Source organism: Pararobbsia alpina, from assembly GCF_902859895.1.
Lineage (GTDB): Bacteria > Pseudomonadota > Gammaproteobacteria > Burkholderiales > Burkholderiaceae > Pararobbsia > Pararobbsia alpina.
In genome coordinates, this window is record NZ_CADIKM010000023.1 from 51,027 (window position 1) to 71,882 (window position 20,856).

Below are 20,856 nucleotides of genomic sequence, written 5' to 3' on the forward strand. Positions count from 1 at the left end.
GAAATAGCGGATGAGTTTGTGGGGATCGCGCCAGGCATCACGCAACCTCGCTCGCGCTTGCCCGCACCATTTGCAGAACTTCGGTCCGCAGACGGAAAAAGGCCTCGCTGTCGCGCAAGGCGAGGTCGCGCTCGCTGCCCAGTGTGCCCGCGACGTCGACGACCGACAGCACGCGCGCCGGCCGCTTGGAAAACACCACGATGCGGTCGGCGAGGAAGACCGCTTCCTCGACGTCGTGCGTGACGAACACGATGGTCTTCGCATCGTCGCGCTGGATGCGCCGTAGTTCCACCTGGAGTACTTCGCGGCGCTGTGCGTCTAGCGCGCCGAAGGGCTCGTCCATTAGCAGGATCTCAGAGCCGGCAGCGAGCGCCCGAGCGATCGCGATGCGCTGGCGCATGCCGCCCGACACGCGGTTGGGAAAGGTATCGGCGAAGTCCGCCAGGCCCACCAGGTTCACATAGTGGTCGCGCCGGTCTCGCTTTTCGCTCTTCGATATGTCGTTGCGGTAACGCATTCCGTAGGCGACGTTCTCGCCGACGGTCAGCCACGGAAAGGTCGAATACGACTGCGACACCATGCCGCGGCGATGATCAGGCTTGCCGAGCGGGAAGCCATCGAGCTTGATCTGGCCGTTTGACAGCGTCTCGAGGCCGCCGACCATCCGCATCAGCGTCGTCTTGCCGCAGCCCGAGGGGCCGAGGAAGACGACGAATTCCCGGCGGTCGATCTCGAGGCTGAACGGCGGGTCTACCACGTCGAGCGCGCCGAAGCGCTTGGTCACGTGTTCGAAGGCGAGGTAAGGAACTTTCATACGGACCTCAGAGATAGCGGAACGCACGGCGATGCACGAGGCGCAGCAACTGGTCGGAGAGCAGGCCGATCAGCCCGATCGCTACCACGCCTGCCATCACCTCGGGCGTGCGCATATACCGACGTGCCGACCAGATCACAAAACCGATACCGTTGTCGGCAGCAACGATCTCGGCAATGATCAGATAGGTCCAGCACCAGCCCAGCGTGATGCGCAAATTGTTCACGAGGCTCGGCAGCATCGAGCGGAACGCGACATCGCGCAGGATCTGGTTGGGCCGCGCACCGACCGTGGCCGCGACTTCGAGGTATTCCTGCGGGACCTTGAGCACATCGTCCGCGACGAGCAGGATCAGCTGGAAGAACGTCCCGAGCCAGAGCAGGAACAGCTTGGTCTCCTCGCCGACACCGAGCCAGATGATCGACAGCGGCACGAGTGCCGGCACCGGCAGGTAGCGGATGAAGTCGATCACAGGCTCGATCGAGGCGCCGAACAGGCGGTAGCTGCTCATGAGAATGCCGAGCGGAATCGCCATCACCGCGGAGAGCAGGAACGCTGCCCAGACGCGGTAGAGCGAGACGCCGATGTCCGACAGAAACCCCTGCTGGGTCAGCATCTTCCATAACGTCAGGGCGATCACGCTTGGCGGCGGGAAGTACAGGCTGTCGATGAGGCCGTTACGAACCGTGATTTCCCAGAGCACGAGCAGCCCGACGCTTGACAGCACGCCCGCGAGTACCTGTGCGCGGCGCGACAGCGCGGCGCGCAGCGGGCGCGCCGGATGTCGTGTATGTCGCCGCTTCGAGGGCGGGTCGACCGTCAGCCGGGTCGAATGCGAATCGGTTTGCATGCTGGATTGCTCCGTCGGTGCGGCCAGGGGCTCGAGAGGGGACTCGAGTTCGAGGCTGCCTGGGCCGCTCATTTCAGATCGCTTGCCGAGATGCTGCGAAGCGCATCGACGTCGATTTCCTTGTTCGCGGTCAGGCGATGATCGGCCGCGCCGTTTTCCAGGTTGAGCGCCATCACCTGGTCAAACACGCCAAATGCAGGGCCAGGCGTGGCCTTCGTGCCGAAGTAGGCGCTCGTGCGTGCGAAGTCGGTGTATTCCAGGCTGCCGACGATCGTCTGCTTGAACTCATCCGCGCTCAGTTTGTAGTGGGGCGCGGCGAGCTTGACGAACTGTTCTGGATTGGTCTTGTAGTAGTCAATCGCCTTGTATATGCCGATCAGGAATTTGCGGTACTTGTCCGGATTGGCCTTGAGATCGTCCTGCCGCACGATCAGCACGTCGACGATTACGCCCGGATGTTCACGCGACGACACCAGCAGTTTCGGCGAACGGCCCCCGTTGACCGTCATCACCTGCGAGAGGAAAGGCTGGTACGTCGCGACGGCTCCGATCGATTTGTCGGAGAATACGGCGACGCTGTCGGCCGTCGAGATTTCCTTGAGCTTGAGATCCTTGAGGGTCAGCCCTTGCTTCTTCAATTCCATTTGCAGTAGCAGGCGGGCCGGGATGTTGGGTTCCGACGCGATGGTCTTGCCCTTGAGCTCGGCCACGCTCTTGATGCTGCCGTCGGATACCACGCCGTCGCCGCCGAGCGATTCGTCGATCGTGCCGATGATGACACCGGGCGTATCGTCGGTGCGCGGTCGGCCCTGATATTCGCCGACCGTGCGCATGTCCATCTCGATGTCGCCGCGGGCCATCGCCGCCATCACATTGGGGCGTTCATCCTCGAACTTGAGACTGACATCGATACCGAGTTGCTTGAAATAGCCGAGCTCATCCGCGACGAATATAGGCGCGTAGCCGGACCAGTTCGGGCTGAGAATCCGTATGCGGTTATCCGCATGCGCGCCGGCTGAGAAGGCGGTCAGACTGCACACTGCCGTGACTGTCGCCAGGCTTTTGATGAAGTTCATTTCGTGCTCCTGTTGGACCGGGTGAGGGCGGGGAAAAAGGCGTGTTCATGTCGTCGACATCCCGTTTGGCGCCGATGGCGACTGCGACTGCGACGGTGACGGTGACGGTGGCGGCGACGGCGACGGGATGTGTCCGGCCGTTTTGGCGCTGGGCATCGGATGCCGCTCGAGGGGGCGCCAGGCCTTCGCGCGTCCTCCTGTCAATGCGGCAATATCGGGCAGGCCGGCGCTGTCGCACGCGACTGAGCGCCCTTCGCGCCACGGCAGCGTGGACAGTTCGATAGTCCATTGCTCGGCGTCGTAGCGTCCAAAGGACATTTCGAAATCAGCAAAGGCCTCCTGCTCGCTGCGCGTGGCGGCGCCTTCGGTAAATTGGCGTTTTGCACGGCAGGCGGGCGCGGCACGCAGGGCGCGGTCACGCATGTACATGAAGTAGCCGCCGCTTGCGAGCAGGAGGATCTGCGGGTCGCCCGGACGATGGCCTTCGAGGGCGCGCTCGCCGTTCTCGGCGCGCGGCAGCTTGCACCAGACTTCGCGATAGCGTTGATGGATGTCGTCTTCGATCAGACTCTCGCTCGTGAAGCGCATGTGCCCGATATCGCGTGTGTCGCGAAGCTGGAAGTCCCATTGACGATCCCAGAAGCAGAGCTCGCCGCTGATTCTCGTCGGGCCCGCGAAGCCCTGGCCCTTGCAGAGCCAGTCCAGCTGTGCGCTGCTGCATTCGGCGAGCGAGGTGACACCCTCGAAGCTCGGGCGTTGCGCGCTGACGCCGAGATCGGCATGCCAGTCGGGTGTCTGCAGCCAGTAGCGCAGCGTGGTTTCGTCGCGATGGCGCTCGTCGACATACGAGGCGCGTTTCCAGACACCAAGGTAGGCATCAGGCACAAGGGGCGCGACGTAGGACCAGTCTGCGGGCATCCGCGGGACCTCGCGCTGCGGCTCGGCGGCATCGTGGGCGAGTGCGGTGTGGGTAGTGAGAGGGGGGCGTGCGGTATGCGCTGGCATCAGTGCATCCCCGCGCCGCCGTCGGCGCTGTAGCACTGGCCGGTGATGAAACTCGCACCCGCGCTGGCGAGAAAGGCGATCACCGCGGCGACCTCTTCGGGGCGGCCGATGCGGCCCATGGGATTGCGCCGCTCGACGGCTTTCTGGGCATCGTTCATTGACGCGTAATTCAACAGTGGGGTATCGATCGGACCTGGTGCGACCGCGTTCACTAGGATCCGCGGCGACAGTTCGCGTGCCCACGACCGCGTGAGCGAGAGGATTGCACCCTTGGTCGCCGTGTAGGCACTGGCGCCCTCGCGGCCGAGATAGGCGAGCTCGGAGGCGACATTGATGATGCGCGCCTGGTCGACACCATCGTTCGGCATGTACCGCAGCGCTTCTCTTGCGGTGAGGATCGTGCCGCGCACATTGGTCCGATACATCCTGTCGATCGAATCGGCTTCGATGCGCGTGAGCGGCGCATCGATCTCGATGCCCGCAGCATTGATCAGCAGCGTGATGCGGTTTTCCAGACGGTCTGCCGCCTGTGCGACGGCGGCGACGATTTGGGATTCCTCGCTCAGGTCGAGTTGCACGATCGGAACATCGGCGTCGACGGTCGGCGAAAGATCGAGGCCGATCACGCTCGCGCCTTGGTCGGCCAGTGCCCGGGCCGCCGCGCGGCCGATGCCGCTGGCGGCGCCAGTCACCACCGCATGTATGTGTTTGAAACTCATTGAATGGCTTCCACTTCGGCCGGTGGGTTTGGGGTGAGCGTCGAACGCGATATCACACTCTGTCTCCTTGCTTCGGGATGTGGCGCAATGCGCCTGCGTCCGGGGACGATCGACCGCTGGAACCCGCCAAACGGGGGAGCGGACGTCTCACCTCGGTCTGCTCAAACGGGTCTGTTGAAGCGAGTATGTCGAGCCAATATATCGAGATGTATAACGATTATTGGATTGATATATTTGGAAAACTCGAAGTATCGACAAGGGGCGTGCCCGATGCGAAGACTGGACAATATCGACCTGCGCCTGCTGAGGATCTATACGACGCTCGTCGATGCGGGGAGTTTTTTCGATGCCGGCGTGGCGCTCAATTTGTCGCAGCCGACCTTGAGCACCCATCTGGCGACACTCGAGCAGCGCCTTGGGGAGCGGCTGTGCGAGCGGGGGCGCAAGGGCTTTCGGCTCACGCCATTTGGAGAGGTGACCTACAACGCGGCGCAGACGCTGTTCGGCGAGATCAACCGCTTCAACGAGCGCGTGAGCAATCCGGCGTCGAAAGTGGTCGACCGGCTGGCGGTCGGCATCATCGACGGGGTCGTGACCAATCCGAAGCTCGGCCTGCAAGCCGCGATCGGAGAATTTCTGAAGACACGCGAGGTATTCATCGATCTTGACCTTGGCACGCCACGCGAGCTCGAGCGGGCGATCTTGACCGGCGAGCGCGACCTCGTGATCGGCCCAGTCGCGCAATCGTCACCGGACGTGACTTATGTGGCTTTGCACCGCGAGCCGCACGCGCTCTATTGCGGCAAGGATCATCCGTTCTTCGAACTGCCCGCGCAAAAGCTGAGTCGCAAGCTGCTCGATGAATCGCTATTCTCGATCCGCGGCTATCGCAACTTCGACGACCTCTATCGGGTCGGACACCGGCGGGCGAGCGGCAGTGTCAACAAGATCGAGGCGCAGACGATGATGATCCTGTCTGGCCAGTACGTCGGCTTCCTGCCGTGCCACGTGGGCGATCACTGGGCCTCGATGGGCATGATGAAGGTGCTGAAGCACCGGACCTATGCGTTTGAGTCGCAGCACTTTGCAGCGTACCGGAGTGCCGATGCGAACAACAGGACACTCGTGGCGTTCCTGCGGGCAGTCAAGCACTACGCGATGGCCTGAGTGGCTAGCCCGATGAGGTGTCGTGCTCCCATCGCGTCAGTTCTTTACTTCGTCATCCGGCCACGCGTTTTCGAATACACATGTGTCGAGCGGCGCACGACGTGCCCAGCGTTCGGTTTCGAGCATCGGCTGTGAGTAAAACTGTTCGACCTGACCGATGCACAGGATCGCCACCGGCTTCGCGCCGGCAGGCATCCGCAGCAAGCGGCGCACTTCATCGACATCGAACAGCGACACCCAGCCCATTCCGAGCCCTTCCGCACGTGCGGCGAGCCACATGTTCTGAATCGCGCATGCAACCGATGCGAGATCCATCTCCGGTAGCGTGCGGCGGCCGAACACATGCTTGTCGCGCCCATCCATCAGCGCAACGACCAGCAACTCGCCGCAGTCGAGCATGCCTTCGACCTTGAGCCGCATGAACTCGTCGCTGCGTTCACCGAGCGCGTCGGCGGTCAGGCGCCGCTCGCGTTCGACTGCGTCGTGCAATGCGATGCGCAGCGCGCCATCGGTGATGCGCACAATTCGCCAGGGTTGCATGAAACCGACGCTGGGCGCATGGTGCGCCGCGGACAGCAGGCGGTGCATCGTGGCCGAATCGACAGGGCCACGCACGAAGTGCCGCATGTCGCGCCGCTCGTAAATCGCGCGGTAGACGGCGGCGATATCGGATTCGTCAAAACCCATCGTCATGAAACAATGAGGCCGCGAAGGCCGGACACGGTCGAATGATCAACGCAAATCCGACGCTCGGCGACGATTTCTTTAATGAGCCGGAGGCTCAGCGGATAGGCGACATACCCATGTCCGCACATCAGCAGCACGTCGAGCGGGTAGTGCAGGCGCTTGAGCAAGCGTGCCACGGTTGAATTCAGGCTCGGCTTCATCGATCACATCGTTCGTCTTTAGCCCTTGAGCATACCAGACCACCTTACTGAGCCACCTTACTGAGCCGCCTTACTGAGACAAAACCGCTGTTCCGTCCCCCGGGATGCCTCTTCGCGCGTGGCCCTCAAGGGACGTTGAACCAGTGTATCGGCGTGCGTCAAAATGCGACGCGGGGAGTCTGGAAATGTACCTGTCGAAGTGGTAAGCTTCGCCCGACTGACCTTTCGTAACCGCAAACATCTGACCACATGGCTTGGCCTGATCGCCATGTGGCTTATCGTGTTTGCGCCGCTCGTTAGTCAACTGGTCGTCTCGGCGCGCGCGCACGAACCCGTCGCCGCCCTCTGTTCCGTCGTTCAACCCGGCCATCCGGAACACCACTCGCCTGCGAGCTTGCTCGACGCCTGCGGATATTGTGACCTGCTCGCAGATCACATAGTGATGCCGTCTGTTCCTCAAGCGGCTGTCTCGATTGTCCTGCTCGTAAGCGTTGCCGCTGTGGCCGTGCTGGGCACCCGCTTCACGCCTCTCGGCGCTTTCCCTTCCGGACGCCCACGCGCTCCCCCGGTTTTTTCCTGATCGCTGTTCCAGCTGCTGGCCATGCACGTCAATGCGCCCATTGAAGGCGCACGCGGCCGCTCGTCCAATGCATTCAGGAAACTCCAATGCTCAACTTCGCTTTGCGAAGGCTGCCCCTCCGCGCTCGCAAACGGGGGCGTCATGTCACGTTCGGGCTCTTGCCGCTTTCGTTCATCCCTTCGTTCGCTCATGCCGATGGCACGGCTGTCGACGTTACCTTGCCGTCTGTGACGGTCACGGCAAGCGCGCCCACGCAGCAGGCCACGATCGACCCGGATCTGCCGGCCACGGTCGAGACGGTTACGCCAGCGCAGTTCCAGAACTGGAACGTCGTCAACAGTGAGGATGTGCTTCAGTACATGCCTAACCTCGCGGTCCGCAAGCGCTTTATCGGTGATTTGAATTCGATCATCGCCGTACGCGGCACGAGTAACACCCAAAGCGCACGCGGTCTCGTCTATGCGGACGGCCTGCTGCTGAGCAATCTGCTCGGCAACAGCTTTTCGTTTCCGCCCGAATGGTCGATGGTGTCGCCGGATGAAATCGAGCAGGTGAGCGTGATCTACGGCCCGTACTCGGCGGCATATCCAGGCAATTCGCTCGGCGCGACGGTGCTGATCACCACCCGGATGCCGACGAAGTTCGAGGTGGGCGCAGACGTCAAAGGCTTTACCCAGCATTTCAATCAATTTGGCGTGAACGGCAACTTCAACGGCAGCGAGGTGAGCGCGTCGATCGGCGACAAGATCGGCCAGTTCTCGTATCTGCTTGATGTGAATCACCTGGAAAACACCAGCCAGCCTCTTCAGTTCGGGACGCTCGCGAAGTCCAGCACACCCGCCAAAGTGACCGACACCCCGGTTACCGGAGCGTACTTCTACAACAACCAGACCAACACGCCGACCGCAGTGCTGGGCGTGAACGGAGAAGGTATCGAGCATTCGATCAACGACCAGTTCAAGCTGAAAATGCAGTACGACTTCACGCCGACACTGCAGGGCGGCTTCACGCTCGGTTACTGGCATCACAGCTACAACAGCGAGACCTCGACGTTTCTGCGCGACGCCAACGGAAACCCGGTGTATAGCGGCAACGTCAACATCGGCGGGTACGAGTACTCGATTCCCGAGGCCGAGTTCGCACCGAGTTCCGGCTTCAGCGAAAACTGGTTGTACGGCGTGACATTGAAAACGCGCAACCCGACTGGCTGGAACGCTGAGGCAATCGCTTCCTACTACGACATCAGCAACAGTGTGGCGCGTACGGCCAACTCGGGCGCGCCGGGCAACGGTCCCGGAACCGTGACCTACGGCGATGGTACCGGCTGGAAAACGCTCGATCTGAAGACCACGTACACGCCCGCATCCCCTGCGGCGGGCCTCGCCAACCATGCGCTGACGTTTGGCTACCACTACGACAACTACTTCCTCGACAACACCACCTACAACACGTTGAACTGGCAGGACAGTTCGGGCAGCACGTTTGCCAATGCGTTTTCAGGCAAGACCCAGACCCAGGCGGTCTACGCACAGGATGCGTGGCGTTTCCTGCCGCGCTGGAAGCTTGTCTATGGCGTGCGCTATGAGGACTGGCAAGCCTACGACGGCTCAGAGGCGGTTGCGGGCACACGCTTACCCTACAGCGATGTCAGCGACCAGCATTTTTCGCCCAAGGCCTCGCTTTCATTCGACGTGAGCGACGATCTGACGCTACGCGCATCGGTCGCGCGCGCCTATCGGTTCCCAACCGTGAGCGAGCTGTTTCAAGGGCAAATCAACGGTTCCTCGATCATCAACAACAATCCGAACCTGAAGCCCGAAAACGACCTGTCTAAGGAGCTTACCGCCGAGTGGGCTCACTGGAATGGCCTCATGCGCTTCACGCTGTTCGAGGACGACGTCAAGAACACCATTTTCAGCCAGACCGATACGACGGTCGTGCCGAATGTCACGAACTTCCAGAATATCGGCGAGGTCCGTTCGCGCGGCGTCGAAACGAGCTACCAGGGAGAGGATGTAGTCGTGCGCGGGCTGGACTTGATGGCGAGTCTTGCCTATACGCAGTCGAAGATTTTGGAGAATGCGCAGAATCCGGCAACGGTCGGCAAGTACTTCTATCGCATTCCATTGTGGCGGGCTGATCTCGTCGCGAGCTACCGCATCGATGACCGTTCAACCGTCACGGCTGGCGTCCACTACTCAGGGCGTCAATACAACACGTTGACCAATACCGACACCAACCCGGATGTCTTCGGCGGGACCAGCTCGTACACCGTCGCGAGCGTGAAATACATGTTTAGACCCTCGAAGCTCAGCGAGATCGCCATCGGCATCGACAACCTGTTCGATGAGCGCTACTTCGTCTATCACCCGTATCCGGGCCGCACGTTCTATGTCGAAGGCAAGCTGCGAATTTGACCGTACGCAGCCTCATGATCCCCGAGGGCCAACGTGGCCGTCGGGTCAGGGATGGGTCGGCTAGCGATCCACATCTTGGACCACAGGAGGATTCCATGTCCGCGAGCACAACGAAACAGGTGGCCCCGGCAAGCCATGCAGCCAGCTCCAGCTATCGCACGCTATGGAGATGGCATTTCTATGCGGGTCTCTTCGTGATGCCATTTCTCGTGATTCTGGCCTTCACCGGAACGCTTTACTGCTTTCAGCCGCAGATAGAACCCCTGCTCTACAAGCATCGTTTAGTGGTCGAACCCCAGGCGGTGCCGAGGCTCACTGAAGATGCGCTGCTTGCGCGGGCGCGCGCGGTCATGCCGGCGGGATCGCTGGCGACGACGGCGGCAATTACCCAGGAGCCGACGCGAAGCGCCGAGTTTGTCTTCCGCTTGCCCGATGGCGAAAAGCAGAGCGTCTATCTGAACCCGTACACCGGTGAAGTGCTGGGCACGCTGAGTGTCGATCACCGCTTCATGCAGGTGGTCCGCATGCTCCATCGCAAGCTGCTGCTTGGCAAGCCGGGCGAACTGCTGATGGAGCTGGCGGCGTGCTGGACCCTGGTGATGATCGGTACCGGCCTCGCGCTCTGGTGGCCGAACGAGGGAACCTCGCTGCGGAACGCGATATGGCCGCGTCTTGCACTCAGTGGCCGCGCGTTCTGGAAGAACCTGCACGCGGTCATGGGCATCTGGCTTGCCGTTGGGGCATTGTCCTTTGTGTTGACGGGGCTGCCCTGGTCCGGTTCGTGGGGCAAGCAGTTCAAGGCGTTGGCGACGAGCGCGAATCTGGGTGCGCCCAAGGGTGCATGGGGAGGATTGTCCCTACGCTCGACGCTTCCCGGCGGCGATGCGCGACGCGTTTCCACCGACGCCGCTCATCACCCGTCGAATAGGGACTCGATGCCCGGTATGATCATGGACGATCTGCCGCTGCCCACGACCCCGTGGGCAGTGGGCGACCTACCCGTGCCGAACTCGCGAAGCGATGCGGCTGACAGGCGTCTCACACTCGGAAGCGTGGTTGCGCGGGTTCGGTCGCTTGGCGTAGCAAGCGGCTATGAGATCGTGCTGCCCGCGTCCGCGACAGGGGTCTACACCGTCTCGTACTTTCCGGCCGACCCAAAGCTGGAACGCACGATTTATATCGATCAGTACCGCGGCGCTGTGCTCAAGGATATTCGCTATGGCGACTATGGCGCCGTTTCGAAAGCTGTGTCCTATGGCACTTCCCTACACATGGGGCGCTTTTTCGGGCTAGCCAACCAGGTACTGTGTGCGCTGATCTCGCTGGGACTGGCGGGCATGGCTGTTACCGGTTGCGTCATGTGGTGGAAGCGCCGGCCGGCCCGTTCGCTGGGCGCACCGGCCCGGGCGCGTGCCGCGCCTCCCATGCGTTGCTGGAAAGCCGGCCTGGTCCTGCTTGGCATCGTATTTCCCCTGATGGGGACGAGCATGCTTGCGATATGGCTTGCGGATCGAGCCGTGTTCGGCCGTACCGCGCGTCGGCTTGCCTCGTGACACTCCCAGCAAACTACTGAGCAAGCCCCGCCAGCAATTTCCCTCGCAGGCCTGCGAGCGCCGCATCGCCACGATCCCGAGGCCGCGTCGCGGCGACCTCGATGTCTCGTGAGATCCGGCCTGCCGCTTCCGGGCCCGCCGAGGTCATCAGCACCACGCGGTCGGAGAGATAAAGCGCCTCGTCGAGATCGTGCGTGACGATCAGTGCCGCGGTCCCCGATGACGCTACGAGCGACAGGAGCAAATCCTGCAAACGCATGCGCGTGATCGCGTCGACGGCACTGAACGGCTCGTCGAGCAGCAGCAGATCCGGCTGCGAAAACAGACCTCGCGCAATCGCCACACGCTGTGCCATGCCTCCTGATAACTGCTTGGGCAACAGGTCGCGCGAACCGGCGAGGCCCACCTGGGCCAGCAGTTCGTCGACGCGCGGATCGCCCCCACGGCGCGGACCGGCGGAAAACGCGACATTGTCGGCGACGCTGAGCCAGGGCAATAGACGCGGTTCCTGGAAGATCACGCCGATCCTCGGCGACGGTCCATGTTGCGGTGTCCCGTCGAGGACGACGTCGCCGTCGAACTCGCGGTCGAGTCCCGCGAGAATGCGTAGGAGTGTGCTCTTGCCGCAACCCGTCGGACCGACCAGGCTCACGATTTCACCACGCCCGATCTTGAGCGTGAGGCGATCGAGCACGGCGCGCGAGTCATAGCGCTTGCCCGACACACGCACATCGAGCAGGAGGCGCGTATCCGTCAGCGGACCGCGCTGTTCGAAGGCGACGCCCGATGTATTCATCGAGCGCCTCCGGCTGTTGTGTCCCGCCACGACAGCGCGCGCCTTTCGATCGCTTTAAGCACGCTGTCGCTGAGCTTACCGGCGAGCGCGAGCAACAAGATCGCGCCGAACACGAGATCCGGTCGGCCGGTTTCGCGGCCATCGCTCAAGAGGTAGCCGAGGCCTCGCGTTGCCGCGATCAGTTCGGCCGCGACCATGAACATCCAGGCAAGGCTCAGGCCGGTGCGCAGGCCTGTGAAGATCTGGGGCAACGATGCCGAAAGCAGGATGCGTGTAAAAAGCGCATGCCGGCTCAGGCGGTTGACCTCGCCGAGTTCGACCAACTTGCGGTCGACGTCGCGGATGCCGCCGACCACGCTCAAATGAACCGGGAAGAAGGCGCCGATCGCGATGAGCGTGATCTTCGGCGCTTCATCGATACCCATCCAGAGCAGCAGGACAGGCACCCAGGCAAGCGAGGGGATGGCACGCAAGGCCTGGAAACTCGGATCGAGCAGCGCCTCGAGCCGGCGACTCAGGCCCATCGCCGCACCGAGCACAAGCGCCAACGCCGCGCCGAGCCCGAAGCCGGCAAACACGCGCAAGCTGCTCGCGCCAATATGCCGTCCAAGACGATCGCCACCGAGCTGCCAGAGCGTCCGTGCAATCGAGCTCGGCGCGGGAACGAGGTGCTCGGGCACGATATGCGTGCGCACCAGCAATTCGATCAGACCCAGGAAAGCGAACGGCAGCAGGAGTCCGGCAATGCGCCAGTGCCGCAGCGGTGCAGGCCGTCCGGGAGCGGGTACGCGATCTCGCGGCAGGAAAGGGGCCCGCGACAGCGCGAGCGAGTCATCCGTGGCCATTGCAACGATCCCTTGCGCGGGGCGGCTCGATTGGCCTCAATGGGGTGTCGTCAAAAGTTGTCATCACTCACCGGCGGTACGCATTGGCGTCATTCCTTTTGCGTGGCTTGCTTGCCATCAGCCGACGCAATGACCGGCTGTGCGAATTTCACATCGACCAACGCATCGATGACCTGGTTCAGGTCGGTGCCCGGCTTGACCAGTTGCTCCTGCAGGAGGATCGGCGCCGCGGCTTTCAAGGCCTCGATCTGTTGCGGACCCGGTTGCGGATGGCTGAAGTCGTTGCGGCTCAATTGCAGTTTGGCGACGGCGAGCGGAAGCTTCGATTCCTCGGCGACGATCTTCGCTGTCTCATCGGGATGCTCGGCGATCCAGACCCGAGCACGTTCATAGACCTTGAGAACATGGGCGAGTGTTTCGGGATGTTCGTGGATGAAGTCCTCGCGCGCATTGAGGAAACCATACGTGTTGAAGTCGACATTGCGATAGAGCAGACGTGCGCCATCCTCGATCTGCGCGGCGGCCATGTGCGGATCGAGCCCGGCCCACGCATCGACTTGTCCGTTGGCGAGCGCGGTGCGGCCATCAGGGTGCTGGAGATTGACCAGTTCGACATCGTCGCGGCTCAGGCCGGCGGTGTGCAGCGCGCGCAGCGTGAAGAGGAATGGATCCGTGCCCTTGGTCGCGGCGATCTTCTTGCCCTTCAAGTCGGCGAGCGTCTTGAGGGACGAGTCCTTGCGCACGACGAGCGCGGTCCATTCGGGCCGCGAGTAGATATACACGGTGCGGATCGGGTTGCCGTTCGCGCGCCCGAGCACGGCCGCGAGGCCGGCTGTCGAGCCGATGTCGATCGCACCGCTGTTCAGGTATTCGAGCGCGCGATTGCTGCCGAGGCTCAAGACCCACTTGACCTGCGTGTGATCGGCCGCGACTTCCTGTTCGAGCCAGCCGTTGCGCTTGATGACGAGGCTCTCGGGAGAGTAGTACGCGTAGTCGAGTTTCAGTTCGGCCGGCGCGGCAGCTTGCGCGCCCAGTGGAGTCCAGGCGGCCGCCGTGACGGCGAGCAGTGCGGCGAATGACAGGCTCAAGCGTGCGCCCAGACGGCTCGGAGTGTGAAAAAAGGCCATGCCCCGGGAGAAATTCATTGAGAGGTCCTTGAAGCAGTGTGATGGAGGTGCAGACCAGGCAATGTAATTCAGGCAGGAGGCGATGCGAACCAATAAAAGTTCACAACCAAAGCAGGCTGTAAGCTATTCCGAATCGGCAGGCCGCGGCGTGCGTCGGTCGTCGATCCACATGCGGCCCCAGCGAGCCGCATAGGCGATCGCGAGATGCGATTCGAAGAAGTAGTCGAGCGCATCGAATACGTAGGCGCGCTGGACTTGCGAAGCTTCTTCCTGGATGACGAGATTGGCTGCGAACAAACCGCTGGGTAGTGATTGAGCAGCCGGTGCGAGTTCAAATCCCTTGTAGCGCATGTTCTGGCGACCTCCGGTACACGAAGCAATGGAAAGCATGCTTCGAGTTTAGTGAGCCTCGGCAATCGAAGGAAACAAGGAATCGGCAGAAGCAAATTCACCGGAAGCAGGGATCGGAATCACAGGCAGGCTCCTAAGCTGCTCGAGATAGGGCCATGGGAAGATTCCGCGATCATGCCCGTCGCTGAAGATCAGTTGCACCCCATAGCCCATCGGCGCGATGCCGACGATCGAAATGTCCGCTCCTGCGTCGACTGTATCGCCGCGCAGCCGGATACGCCGACAGGTGGAACACGGGCAGCACATCCGCAGCACCGCATGCGGGAGCGATTGCCGGACGCCGCCGGGCCAGTGCACCGAGAGCAGGCGGGCGGCCGCGTCGAGTTCGATGCGTTCCGGCACGTTCATGCAGGCTGGCTCTCGATCTGCTGCACGGCAATGCGCACGGCTTTGCGCACATCCGGGTCACGGTCGTCCTGCGCTGCTCGCAGCGCGGCAAGGGTTTGCGGATCGCGCAGTTCGCCGAGTGCGAGCGCGGCTTCCTTGCGCAGATTGCTGATCGAGTGCGACAGCAATGCCGCAAGCGCGGCGCCAGCCTCGACATCGCCGAGTCTACCGAGCGAACGTGCGGCGCGCAGGCGCACCTGCCAATAGGCATCCTCGAGTGCGGCGACGAGCGCGGCACGGCTACCGCTTGCGCGAAGCTTGCCCAGCGTGGTCGCCGCTTCTTCGCGGACCTGCCATGCGCTGTCGCCCAATGCGGCGAGCAAGGCCCGCACGGTTGGAGCATGATCGGGCGTGGCGAAGCCGATCGCGCCCACAGCGGCGCGGCGCACATTGCCGTCGGCATCGGTGGTCGCGAGCGAGGCCAGCGAAGCCAGCGCGCGCTCGTCCTTGAGCCAGCCGAGCACGCCAACCGCTTCGAGCCGCACCGATGGCTGTTCATGGGCGAGCGCGGCCGAAGCGGCATCGAACGCGCCCGCGTATCGCAGCTCTCTCAATGCTCGCAGTACCGATGTCTGAACGAAGGGCTCGACATGGCTCGCCCACTTCGCGAGCACAGGGCCGCAGGCGGGGTCCTTGAGTTCGGAAAGGCTTTGCGCCGCCGCGCTGCGTACTTCATCGCCCGCATCGAGCAGCGCTGCACACAAGGCCTCGACCACCTCGTCGCTCTCCCAGGCGGCGAGGACGGTGGCTGCCTCTCGGCGCACATCGGTCGAGGTGTCGTGCTGAAGTGTGCCGACCAGAACCGGCACGAGATCGGGGTCTTCAAGGTCGGCGAGTTCGAGCAGCGCGATGCGGCGCACGACGGGGTCCGCATCGGCGAGCCGGGGCAGCAGCGCCATGGCATCGGGTGCGAGCGATTCGGGATCGTAGGTCAGGTGTGGCGAGGCGGTCATGATCAATTCGTGATGAGGCGCGGCGCAGGGCCGAGAGTTGCAAGGGGGCCCGGTTGCCGCAATCGGGCCGGCATTGCGAGGGCCCGGGCGTCGCAATGGCAGCCGTTCAGGGTGTCATACGCAACAGGGCGAGCCACCGTTCAACGAAGCAGATAAGGAATGTCGACCTTGACTGCACCGGTCGGGCAATCCTGCTCGCATGGCATGCAATACCAGCATTCGTCGAACTTCATATAGGCCTTGCCCTTGCTCACGTCGATCGCAAGCAAATCGAGCGGGCAGACGTCGACGCAGACGGTGCACCCTTTGTCGGCAATGCACTTGCTTTCGTCGACCGTGACGGGGGCGGCGCTGCGCTGAAAAATATCGTGTGCGGTATAGGACATGGCGGTTCCGTTCAGGCGGGCTCGGAGGCAAGGGAGCGCTCGCCGATGCGCAGCTTCTCGTAGGCGTCGCTCTCGCTCTCGTCGAGCGGGATGATGTAGGGTTCGACCGCGCGTTTCTCGCTCGTCATGCGGCCGAATTCGTCCTTGCGCAGATGCGTGTGGCAGAACCACTGCGCGTCGTCGCGGCGCGGAAAGTCCACGCGATGGTGATAGAGGCCCCAGCGGCTTTCCGTGCGGAACAGCGAGGCGCGCGCGGCCATTTCCGCACAGTCGCGAATCGCACGGACTTCCGCGGCGCGCATCAGTTCGTGAGGGTTGGCCGCCTTCATCTGCTCGATGTCCTCGGCGATTTCAGCGAAGCGTTGCAGGCCGATCTCCATCTTGCGCGTCACCTTCGGCGGCTGCAGATAGTCGTTGACCATGCGGCGCAGCTTGTATTCGACCTGCGAAGGCGCGAGGCCCGTCTCGCGTTCGAGCGGCGCATAGATGCGGCGCCGCTCTGCCTCGACCTGTTCGTCGTCGAGGGGCGCGTGGTCGCGACCGGCCACATAGTCCGCCGCGTTATGGCCCGCGAACCAGCCATAGGTAAACGCGCCCAGCATATAGTTGTGCGGCACGGCCGCCATGTCGCCCGCAGCGTAGAGTCCCGGTACCGTCGTTTCGGCACGTGCGTTGACGTGGACGCCTGAGGCGCTGTGGCCGCTGCAGAAGCCGATTTCCGAAATATGCATCTCGACCATCTGCTCGCGGTAGTCGGTGCCGCGCCCCGCATGAAAACGTCCGCGGCTCGGCCGCTCGTTGGTGTGCAGGATCTGTTCGATGGTCTGGATCGTTTCTTCGGCGAGGTGATCGAGCTTGAGGAAGACGGGACCGTTGCCGCTCTGGAGTTCCTGGTAGAACTCCCACATCATCTGCCCACTCCAGTAGTCGCATTCGATGAAGCGCTCGCCCTTGCCGTTCGCGGTAAAACCGCCGAGCGGACCTGTTACATACGCGCAGGCAGGGCCGTTGTAGTCCTTGATCAGTGGGTTGATCTGGAAGCATTCGAGATTCGCGAGCGCGGCACCCGCATGGTAGGCCATGGCATAGCCGTCGCCCGCGTTGGTCGGGTTTTCATAGGTACCCATCAGATAGCCCGAAGCCGGCAGGCCGAGCCGGCCCGCGGCCCCACAACTGAGAATCACGGCTTTCGCGCGGATCACATAGAAGTCAGCCGTGCGGCAGTCAAAGCCAAGCACACCGCATACGCGGCCTGCGGCATCGGTCAGCAGCCGTGTCGCGACGACGCGGTTCGTGATCGCCACGCGTGCACGCTTGAGTTGGCGATACAGCACCTTCTTGATGCTGTGGCCTTCAGGCATCGGCAGCACATAGGAACCCATGTGATGCACTTTCTTGACGGCATAGTCGCCCGTGCTGTCCTTTTCGAACTTCACGCCCCATCGATCGAGTTCCTCGATCGTCGTGAAGCTGTGCTTCGCATAGGCATAGACGGCTTCCTGGTCGACGATGCCGTCGTTGGCGACGGTGATCTCCTTGGTGTACTGCTCGGGTGTCGCATGCCCGGGGATGACCGCATTGTTGAGGCCGTCCATTCCCATCGAGATCGCACCGCTGCGTTTGACATTCGCCTTCTCGAGCAGCAGCACCTTGAGCGACGGGTCGCGTTCTTTTGCCTTGACCGCAGCCATCGGGCCCGCGGTTCCGCCGCCGACCACCACCACGTCGTATTCGAGTACATGCGTATTCATCGCGTCTTCCTAGTGTTCTGGTGAGTCTTCTCGCGATCGATACGTAACCGGTACTGGAACGCATCGCCGCGGAAATAAAGGTATTCGTAGTCGATCGGCCGCCCCGCGTCGTCGTGGGTAAGCCGTTCGATGCGCAGGATCGGGCTGCCTTCGTCGACGCGCAGCGCGCTGGCGATGTCCTTGTCGGCGAGCATCGAATCGATCGAGACATCCGCATGGCCGAGCGACACGCCACAGTCGTTTTCGAGGATCAGGAAAATATCGCGTGTCTCGAGGTCGCCCTGGGCAAGGCGCTTGCCAGGCGTTGCAGGCACCCAGGTGATTTCGAGCGATACCGGCGCGCGGTTCAGCAGCCGTACGCGGTGAATCTCCACGAGCTCCGTGCCTTGCGCGACTTCCAGTCGCCCGGCGACATGGAGGTCGGCTTCGACGATCCGGAAACTGCGCACCTGGTTGTGGATTTCGTGGCCCATCGACGACATGGCTTCCGCAAACCCCTGGAGCGAGGTGACGTTCTGGAATGCCTTCGGTTTCGAGACGAAGGTCCCCTTGCCGTGAAGCTTGAAGAGCAGGCCTTCTTTCTGCAGGTCGCCGAGTGCCTGCCTGACCGTAATGCGGCTCACGTCGAACATCGTGCACAGCTCGTGTTCCGACGGCATCTGGCTCAGGGGTGCGTAGGCGCCGCTCAGGATGCGGGAGCGCAGCAGCTCCTTGATCTGCGCATACAAGGGCTGCGGCGAGGTGGGCAGCACGGACGAGGACAACTCCCGCTCGGCGGGCTTCAGCACGGTGAGTTTGGATACTGCCTGTCTGGACATCGCTCGACTTGTCATTACAAGATGACTTGGAGTCTAGCCATGACACAAGCCAGGCCAAACCAACAATTTCTGATATGGATTCCTCGTCGGCGGGGAAACGCTCGCGGGCGCAGGGCATGGTTTGGCGATTCTGATGTCGTCGTCGCTGGTGGGTTTCCAGACGCAGGAACGCCAGCATGCAAAGTCATGCCGCCAGTCAACGCACTGGAATCGGGTCAGTCGGGCTCCGATCGGAGAACGTGCTTCAGGCGAGCATGGGGTAACCGAACCCGGCCGCCTCGCGTTCGATGTGCTTGATGCTCTCGTAGTCGGCCAGTGGCACGCGCGCGAATGAACGGATCTTCAGGCGCCGCATGAGAGCAGGGTGCGCGTCAATCGATGCGTCGAGTGCGCTTCGCAAGTGTTCGAGCGCGGTGGCGCTCAACCGCCTCGATGTAATCAGCGGCAGCCCGCGAGTCGCGACACTCTGCCCGATCACGCGCAAACGGCTCGTGAGTTCCGGCAGCGCTTCGCATGCGAATGCAAATGTCACGCAGTCGATCGAAGCGACATCGGCAACCCCGCTCGCGACGACCTCCATCGACGCGCGATGCGAGCCGGTCGTCACGACCGAGGAAAAAAAGCGCCCGCCCGCCGAGAGCGGCGCGACCGCGTGCCGGAACACATTCATCCCGCTATTCGAATCGTGGTCGTTCAGCGCCGCGCGGCGGCCGCGACAGTCGGCGAGCGAAGCTAATCCCTCATTGGCGCGCACGATGAACGCACTGCGGTAGTTCGGCCCCGTGCAGCCCGGCACATCGAATTCAGGCGTTGCGACTAGCTGGACTTCGCCGGCCAGCGCATGCGTCAGCGGGTAGCCGCAGGACTGCGAGAGCAGCAATCGATCATTCGACCAGAAGGCGTCGAGATCCGGTCCGCAATCGTCAACGATGCGGATTGCTGCGGGGTGCACAGGCCGGATATCATCGATGGCTTGCCGGGCCGAGCCGGGTTCGAACGCCGCGACATCGGCGAGGCTTGCTTCAAGCTCTTTCAACCACGTGTGCCAGTCCGTTGCGATCGCCGGTGTCAAGTTGTACATCGGTAGTCCGGCGAGCCACGGCCCGGTGTTGCCTGCCTCCTTCATCGACCGAATCTCCATAGAGCGGATGCGCGACCGGGGCGACCGGGTTCCATGCGAACCGGGTCAGCCACTCGCCATATCCGCGCACGAGATAACCCCCGTTGCGCACATGATAGTCGCTGCGCCGGTTCGCATAGACGCGTCCGAGCGCGAACCATGGCACGCCGGGCAGATCGTGATGCACCGCATGGAAGTTATTGTTCAGGAACAGCAGGCGCCAGGGCCATGCGGCTTCGTTGATGACGCTGCGTCGAGCGGGATCGACCGCGACGCGATGTTCATGGAACGACCGGATTGCGCTGATCGACAGCGCCGGATAGCTTGCGGCGGCCAGGAATGCGAGTGGTGCAATGCCGCAGCGGCGATCAAGCCAGCCGAGGAGGAGGGTAAGCGCGGCGATATGGAGCACCCAGTTGCGCAGTTCTTGCGTATCGCCTGCGCGAATGCGCCGTATCGCGTCGCCTAGCGTGGCGACGATCGCAAAGGCCGGTCCGATGAGGATTCGCCCCACGAAGGTATTGCGGAATGTCATCAGTGCGCGCATCGCGGGGCCTGTGGACGTCCAGGCGTGTTCGCCGATGAAGAAGCTTTCGGGGTCCGCGCACGGCCGCGTGAGGTCATGGTCGCAATGATGCTGAAGATGTGTGCGCCGGTAGACGCCGTAGGGAAACCAGACGGCGAGCGGTGCCGCGCCGATCAGCGCATTGACAAGGGCGAAACGAGTCGGATGGCCGTGCAGCAGTTCGTGCTGGAGCGACATATACCAGGCGCTGAGCACGGCCAGCAGGGGCAGCGCGACAGACAGGCCGAGCCGCTGCGCATTGAGCGCGATGCCGAACCACCCGCCATAGATGAGGCAGATCAGCAGCCAGGTGGGCCATTCGCTGCGCCAACGCCAGGACGTGGATGCGCGTGTGAGTTCCTGGTGTTGGGTTTCATCGAGGTAGTACGGCATCGGACGTCGCGCGCTGAGTTCAGTCACCAGCCGCCGACCGGGCGATTCCGATGCGAAGGCGATGACGGTTTGTCAAGCTTGCCAGACGGGCGCGCGGCGTAAAACGAAGAAATCCAACTATTCATATGCCCGAACCGCGGCGTATACGGAGGTTCGGGCATCGCGGGGCGACATAGCGGCGGCGTCTCGTTTGCTAAGCAGAATTGCTTATAAGGACCTGCGTCTGCGCCGGGAGT

21 protein-coding genes and 1 pseudogene are annotated in these 20,856 nt (G+C 62.6%); 4 read left to right on the forward strand and 18 right to left on the reverse strand.

Annotated elements, in window-relative coordinates:
* Positions 1-37 precede the first annotated feature (37 nt).
* The 5 genes from HV670_RS19970 to HV670_RS19990 are packed head-to-tail and all read right to left on the reverse strand — an operon-like array spanning position 38 to position 4,464.
* Positions 38-814 carry an ABC transporter ATP-binding protein gene (locus tag HV670_RS19970; RefSeq protein WP_175106605.1) on the reverse strand — a complete coding sequence of 259 codons (777 nt, stop codon included), beginning with the start codon at positions 812-814 and terminating at the stop codon, positions 38-40.
* Positions 815-821: 7 nt separating this feature from the next.
* Entirely contained in the window at positions 822-1,736 is a 915-nt protein-coding gene (locus tag HV670_RS19975; protein WP_217478467.1) for an ABC transporter permease, read from the reverse strand.
* Positions 1,733-2,740, reverse strand: a complete 1,008-nt coding sequence (locus tag HV670_RS19980; RefSeq protein WP_175106606.1) for an ABC transporter substrate-binding protein — start codon at positions 2,738-2,740, stop codon at positions 1,733-1,735. Before HV670_RS19980 ends, HV670_RS19975 begins: the two co-directional genes overlap by 4 nt.
* A gap of 45 nt (positions 2,741-2,785) precedes the next feature.
* Complete coding sequence (locus tag HV670_RS19985; RefSeq protein ID WP_175106607.1) at positions 2,786-3,745, reverse strand: hypothetical protein; 960 nt, start codon at positions 3,743-3,745, stop codon at positions 2,786-2,788.
* Positions 3,745-4,464, reverse strand: a complete 720-nt coding sequence (locus tag HV670_RS19990; RefSeq protein ID WP_175106608.1) for an SDR family NAD(P)-dependent oxidoreductase — start codon at positions 4,462-4,464, stop codon at positions 3,745-3,747. The genes HV670_RS19985 and HV670_RS19990 overlap by 1 nt, the downstream gene beginning before the upstream one ends.
* 270 nt (positions 4,465-4,734) lie before the next feature.
* Between HV670_RS19990 and HV670_RS19995 the strand changes: the two genes are divergently transcribed.
* Entirely contained in the window at positions 4,735-5,631 is an 897-nt protein-coding gene (locus HV670_RS19995; protein WP_175106609.1) for a LysR family transcriptional regulator, read from the forward strand.
* A 36-nt stretch (positions 5,632-5,667) separates the two neighbouring features.
* Here HV670_RS19995 and bluB read toward each other — a convergent pair whose 3' ends face one another.
* Positions 5,668-6,324: a 5,6-dimethylbenzimidazole synthase gene (gene bluB / locus HV670_RS20000; protein ID WP_175106610.1), complete on the reverse strand. Its 657-nt coding sequence runs from the start codon at positions 6,322-6,324 to the stop codon at positions 5,668-5,670.
* Positions 6,325-6,350: 26 nt separating this feature from the next.
* Positions 6,351-6,518, reverse strand: a pseudogene (locus tag HV670_RS20005) (IS6 family transposase); the annotation flags it as partial.
* 163 nt (positions 6,519-6,681) lie between these two features.
* On the opposite strand from HV670_RS20005, the gene HV670_RS20010 reads away from it, so the two are divergent.
* The 3 genes from HV670_RS20010 (at position 6,682) to HV670_RS20020 (ending at position 11,068) form a co-directional block, all read left to right on the forward strand.
* Positions 6,682-7,098, forward strand: a complete 417-nt coding sequence (locus HV670_RS20010) for a DUF2946 domain-containing protein (protein ID WP_343054476.1) — start codon at positions 6,682-6,684, stop codon at positions 7,096-7,098.
* An 86-nt stretch (positions 7,099-7,184) separates the two neighbouring features.
* Positions 7,185-9,515 carry a TonB-dependent receptor gene (locus HV670_RS20015; protein WP_175106611.1) on the forward strand — a complete coding sequence of 777 codons (2,331 nt, stop codon included), beginning with the start codon at positions 7,185-7,187 and terminating at the stop codon, positions 9,513-9,515.
* A 95-nt stretch (positions 9,516-9,610) separates the two neighbouring features.
* Positions 9,611-11,068, forward strand: a complete 1,458-nt coding sequence (locus tag HV670_RS20020) for a PepSY-associated TM helix domain-containing protein (protein WP_175106612.1) — start codon at positions 9,611-9,613, stop codon at positions 11,066-11,068.
* Between the two features lie 13 nt (positions 11,069-11,081).
* On the opposite strand, the gene HV670_RS20025 is transcribed toward HV670_RS20020, so the two are convergent.
* From HV670_RS20025 to HV670_RS20075, 11 genes are all read right to left on the reverse strand, one after another.
* The gene (locus HV670_RS20025; protein ID WP_175106613.1) at positions 11,082-11,864 is read right to left on the reverse strand and encodes an ABC transporter ATP-binding protein; all 783 of its coding nucleotides are present in this window, start codon (positions 11,862-11,864) and stop codon (positions 11,082-11,084) included.
* A complete protein-coding gene (locus HV670_RS20030) occupies positions 11,861-12,709 on the reverse strand; it encodes an ABC transporter permease (RefSeq protein WP_175106614.1) in 849 nt (282 codons plus the stop codon). The genes HV670_RS20025 and HV670_RS20030 overlap by 4 nt, the downstream gene beginning before the upstream one ends.
* Before the next feature lie 89 nt (positions 12,710-12,798).
* Complete coding sequence (locus tag HV670_RS20035) at positions 12,799-13,854, reverse strand: aliphatic sulfonate ABC transporter substrate-binding protein (protein ID WP_175106615.1); 1,056 nt, start codon at positions 13,852-13,854, stop codon at positions 12,799-12,801.
* 105 nt (positions 13,855-13,959) lie between these two features.
* On the reverse strand, positions 13,960-14,187 hold the full coding sequence (locus tag HV670_RS20040; RefSeq protein WP_175106616.1) for a hypothetical protein: 228 nt from the start codon (positions 14,185-14,187) through the stop codon (positions 13,960-13,962).
* Positions 14,188-14,235: 48 nt separating this feature from the next.
* A complete protein-coding gene (locus HV670_RS20045) occupies positions 14,236-14,595 on the reverse strand; it encodes a gamma-butyrobetaine hydroxylase-like domain-containing protein (RefSeq protein ID WP_175106617.1) in 360 nt (119 codons plus the stop codon).
* Entirely contained in the window at positions 14,592-15,587 is a 996-nt protein-coding gene (locus HV670_RS20050; RefSeq protein WP_175106618.1) for a HEAT repeat domain-containing protein, read from the reverse strand. Before HV670_RS20050 ends, HV670_RS20045 begins: the two co-directional genes overlap by 4 nt.
* Positions 15,588-15,727: 140 nt before the next feature.
* On the reverse strand, positions 15,728-15,973 hold the full coding sequence (locus HV670_RS20055; protein ID WP_175106619.1) for a 4Fe-4S dicluster domain-containing protein: 246 nt from the start codon (positions 15,971-15,973) through the stop codon (positions 15,728-15,730).
* Between the two features lie 11 nt (positions 15,974-15,984).
* Positions 15,985-17,724, reverse strand: a complete 1,740-nt coding sequence (locus HV670_RS20060) for a fumarate reductase/succinate dehydrogenase flavoprotein subunit (RefSeq protein WP_175106620.1) — start codon at positions 17,722-17,724, stop codon at positions 15,985-15,987.
* The gene (locus tag HV670_RS20065) at positions 17,721-18,542 is read right to left on the reverse strand and encodes a GntR family transcriptional regulator (protein WP_175106621.1); all 822 of its coding nucleotides are present in this window, start codon (positions 18,540-18,542) and stop codon (positions 17,721-17,723) included. The genes HV670_RS20060 and HV670_RS20065 overlap by 4 nt, the downstream gene beginning before the upstream one ends.
* A gap of 244 nt (positions 18,543-18,786) precedes the next feature.
* Positions 18,787-19,668, reverse strand: coding sequence for a phosphate/phosphite/phosphonate ABC transporter substrate-binding protein (locus HV670_RS20070; protein WP_175106622.1), 882 nt, complete (start codon positions 19,666-19,668; stop codon positions 18,787-18,789).
* Positions 19,565-20,647, reverse strand: a complete 1,083-nt coding sequence (locus HV670_RS20075) for a fatty acid desaturase (protein ID WP_343054477.1) — start codon at positions 20,645-20,647, stop codon at positions 19,565-19,567. The genes HV670_RS20070 and HV670_RS20075 overlap by 104 nt, the downstream gene beginning before the upstream one ends.
* Between the last annotated feature and the right edge of the window lie 209 nt (positions 20,648-20,856).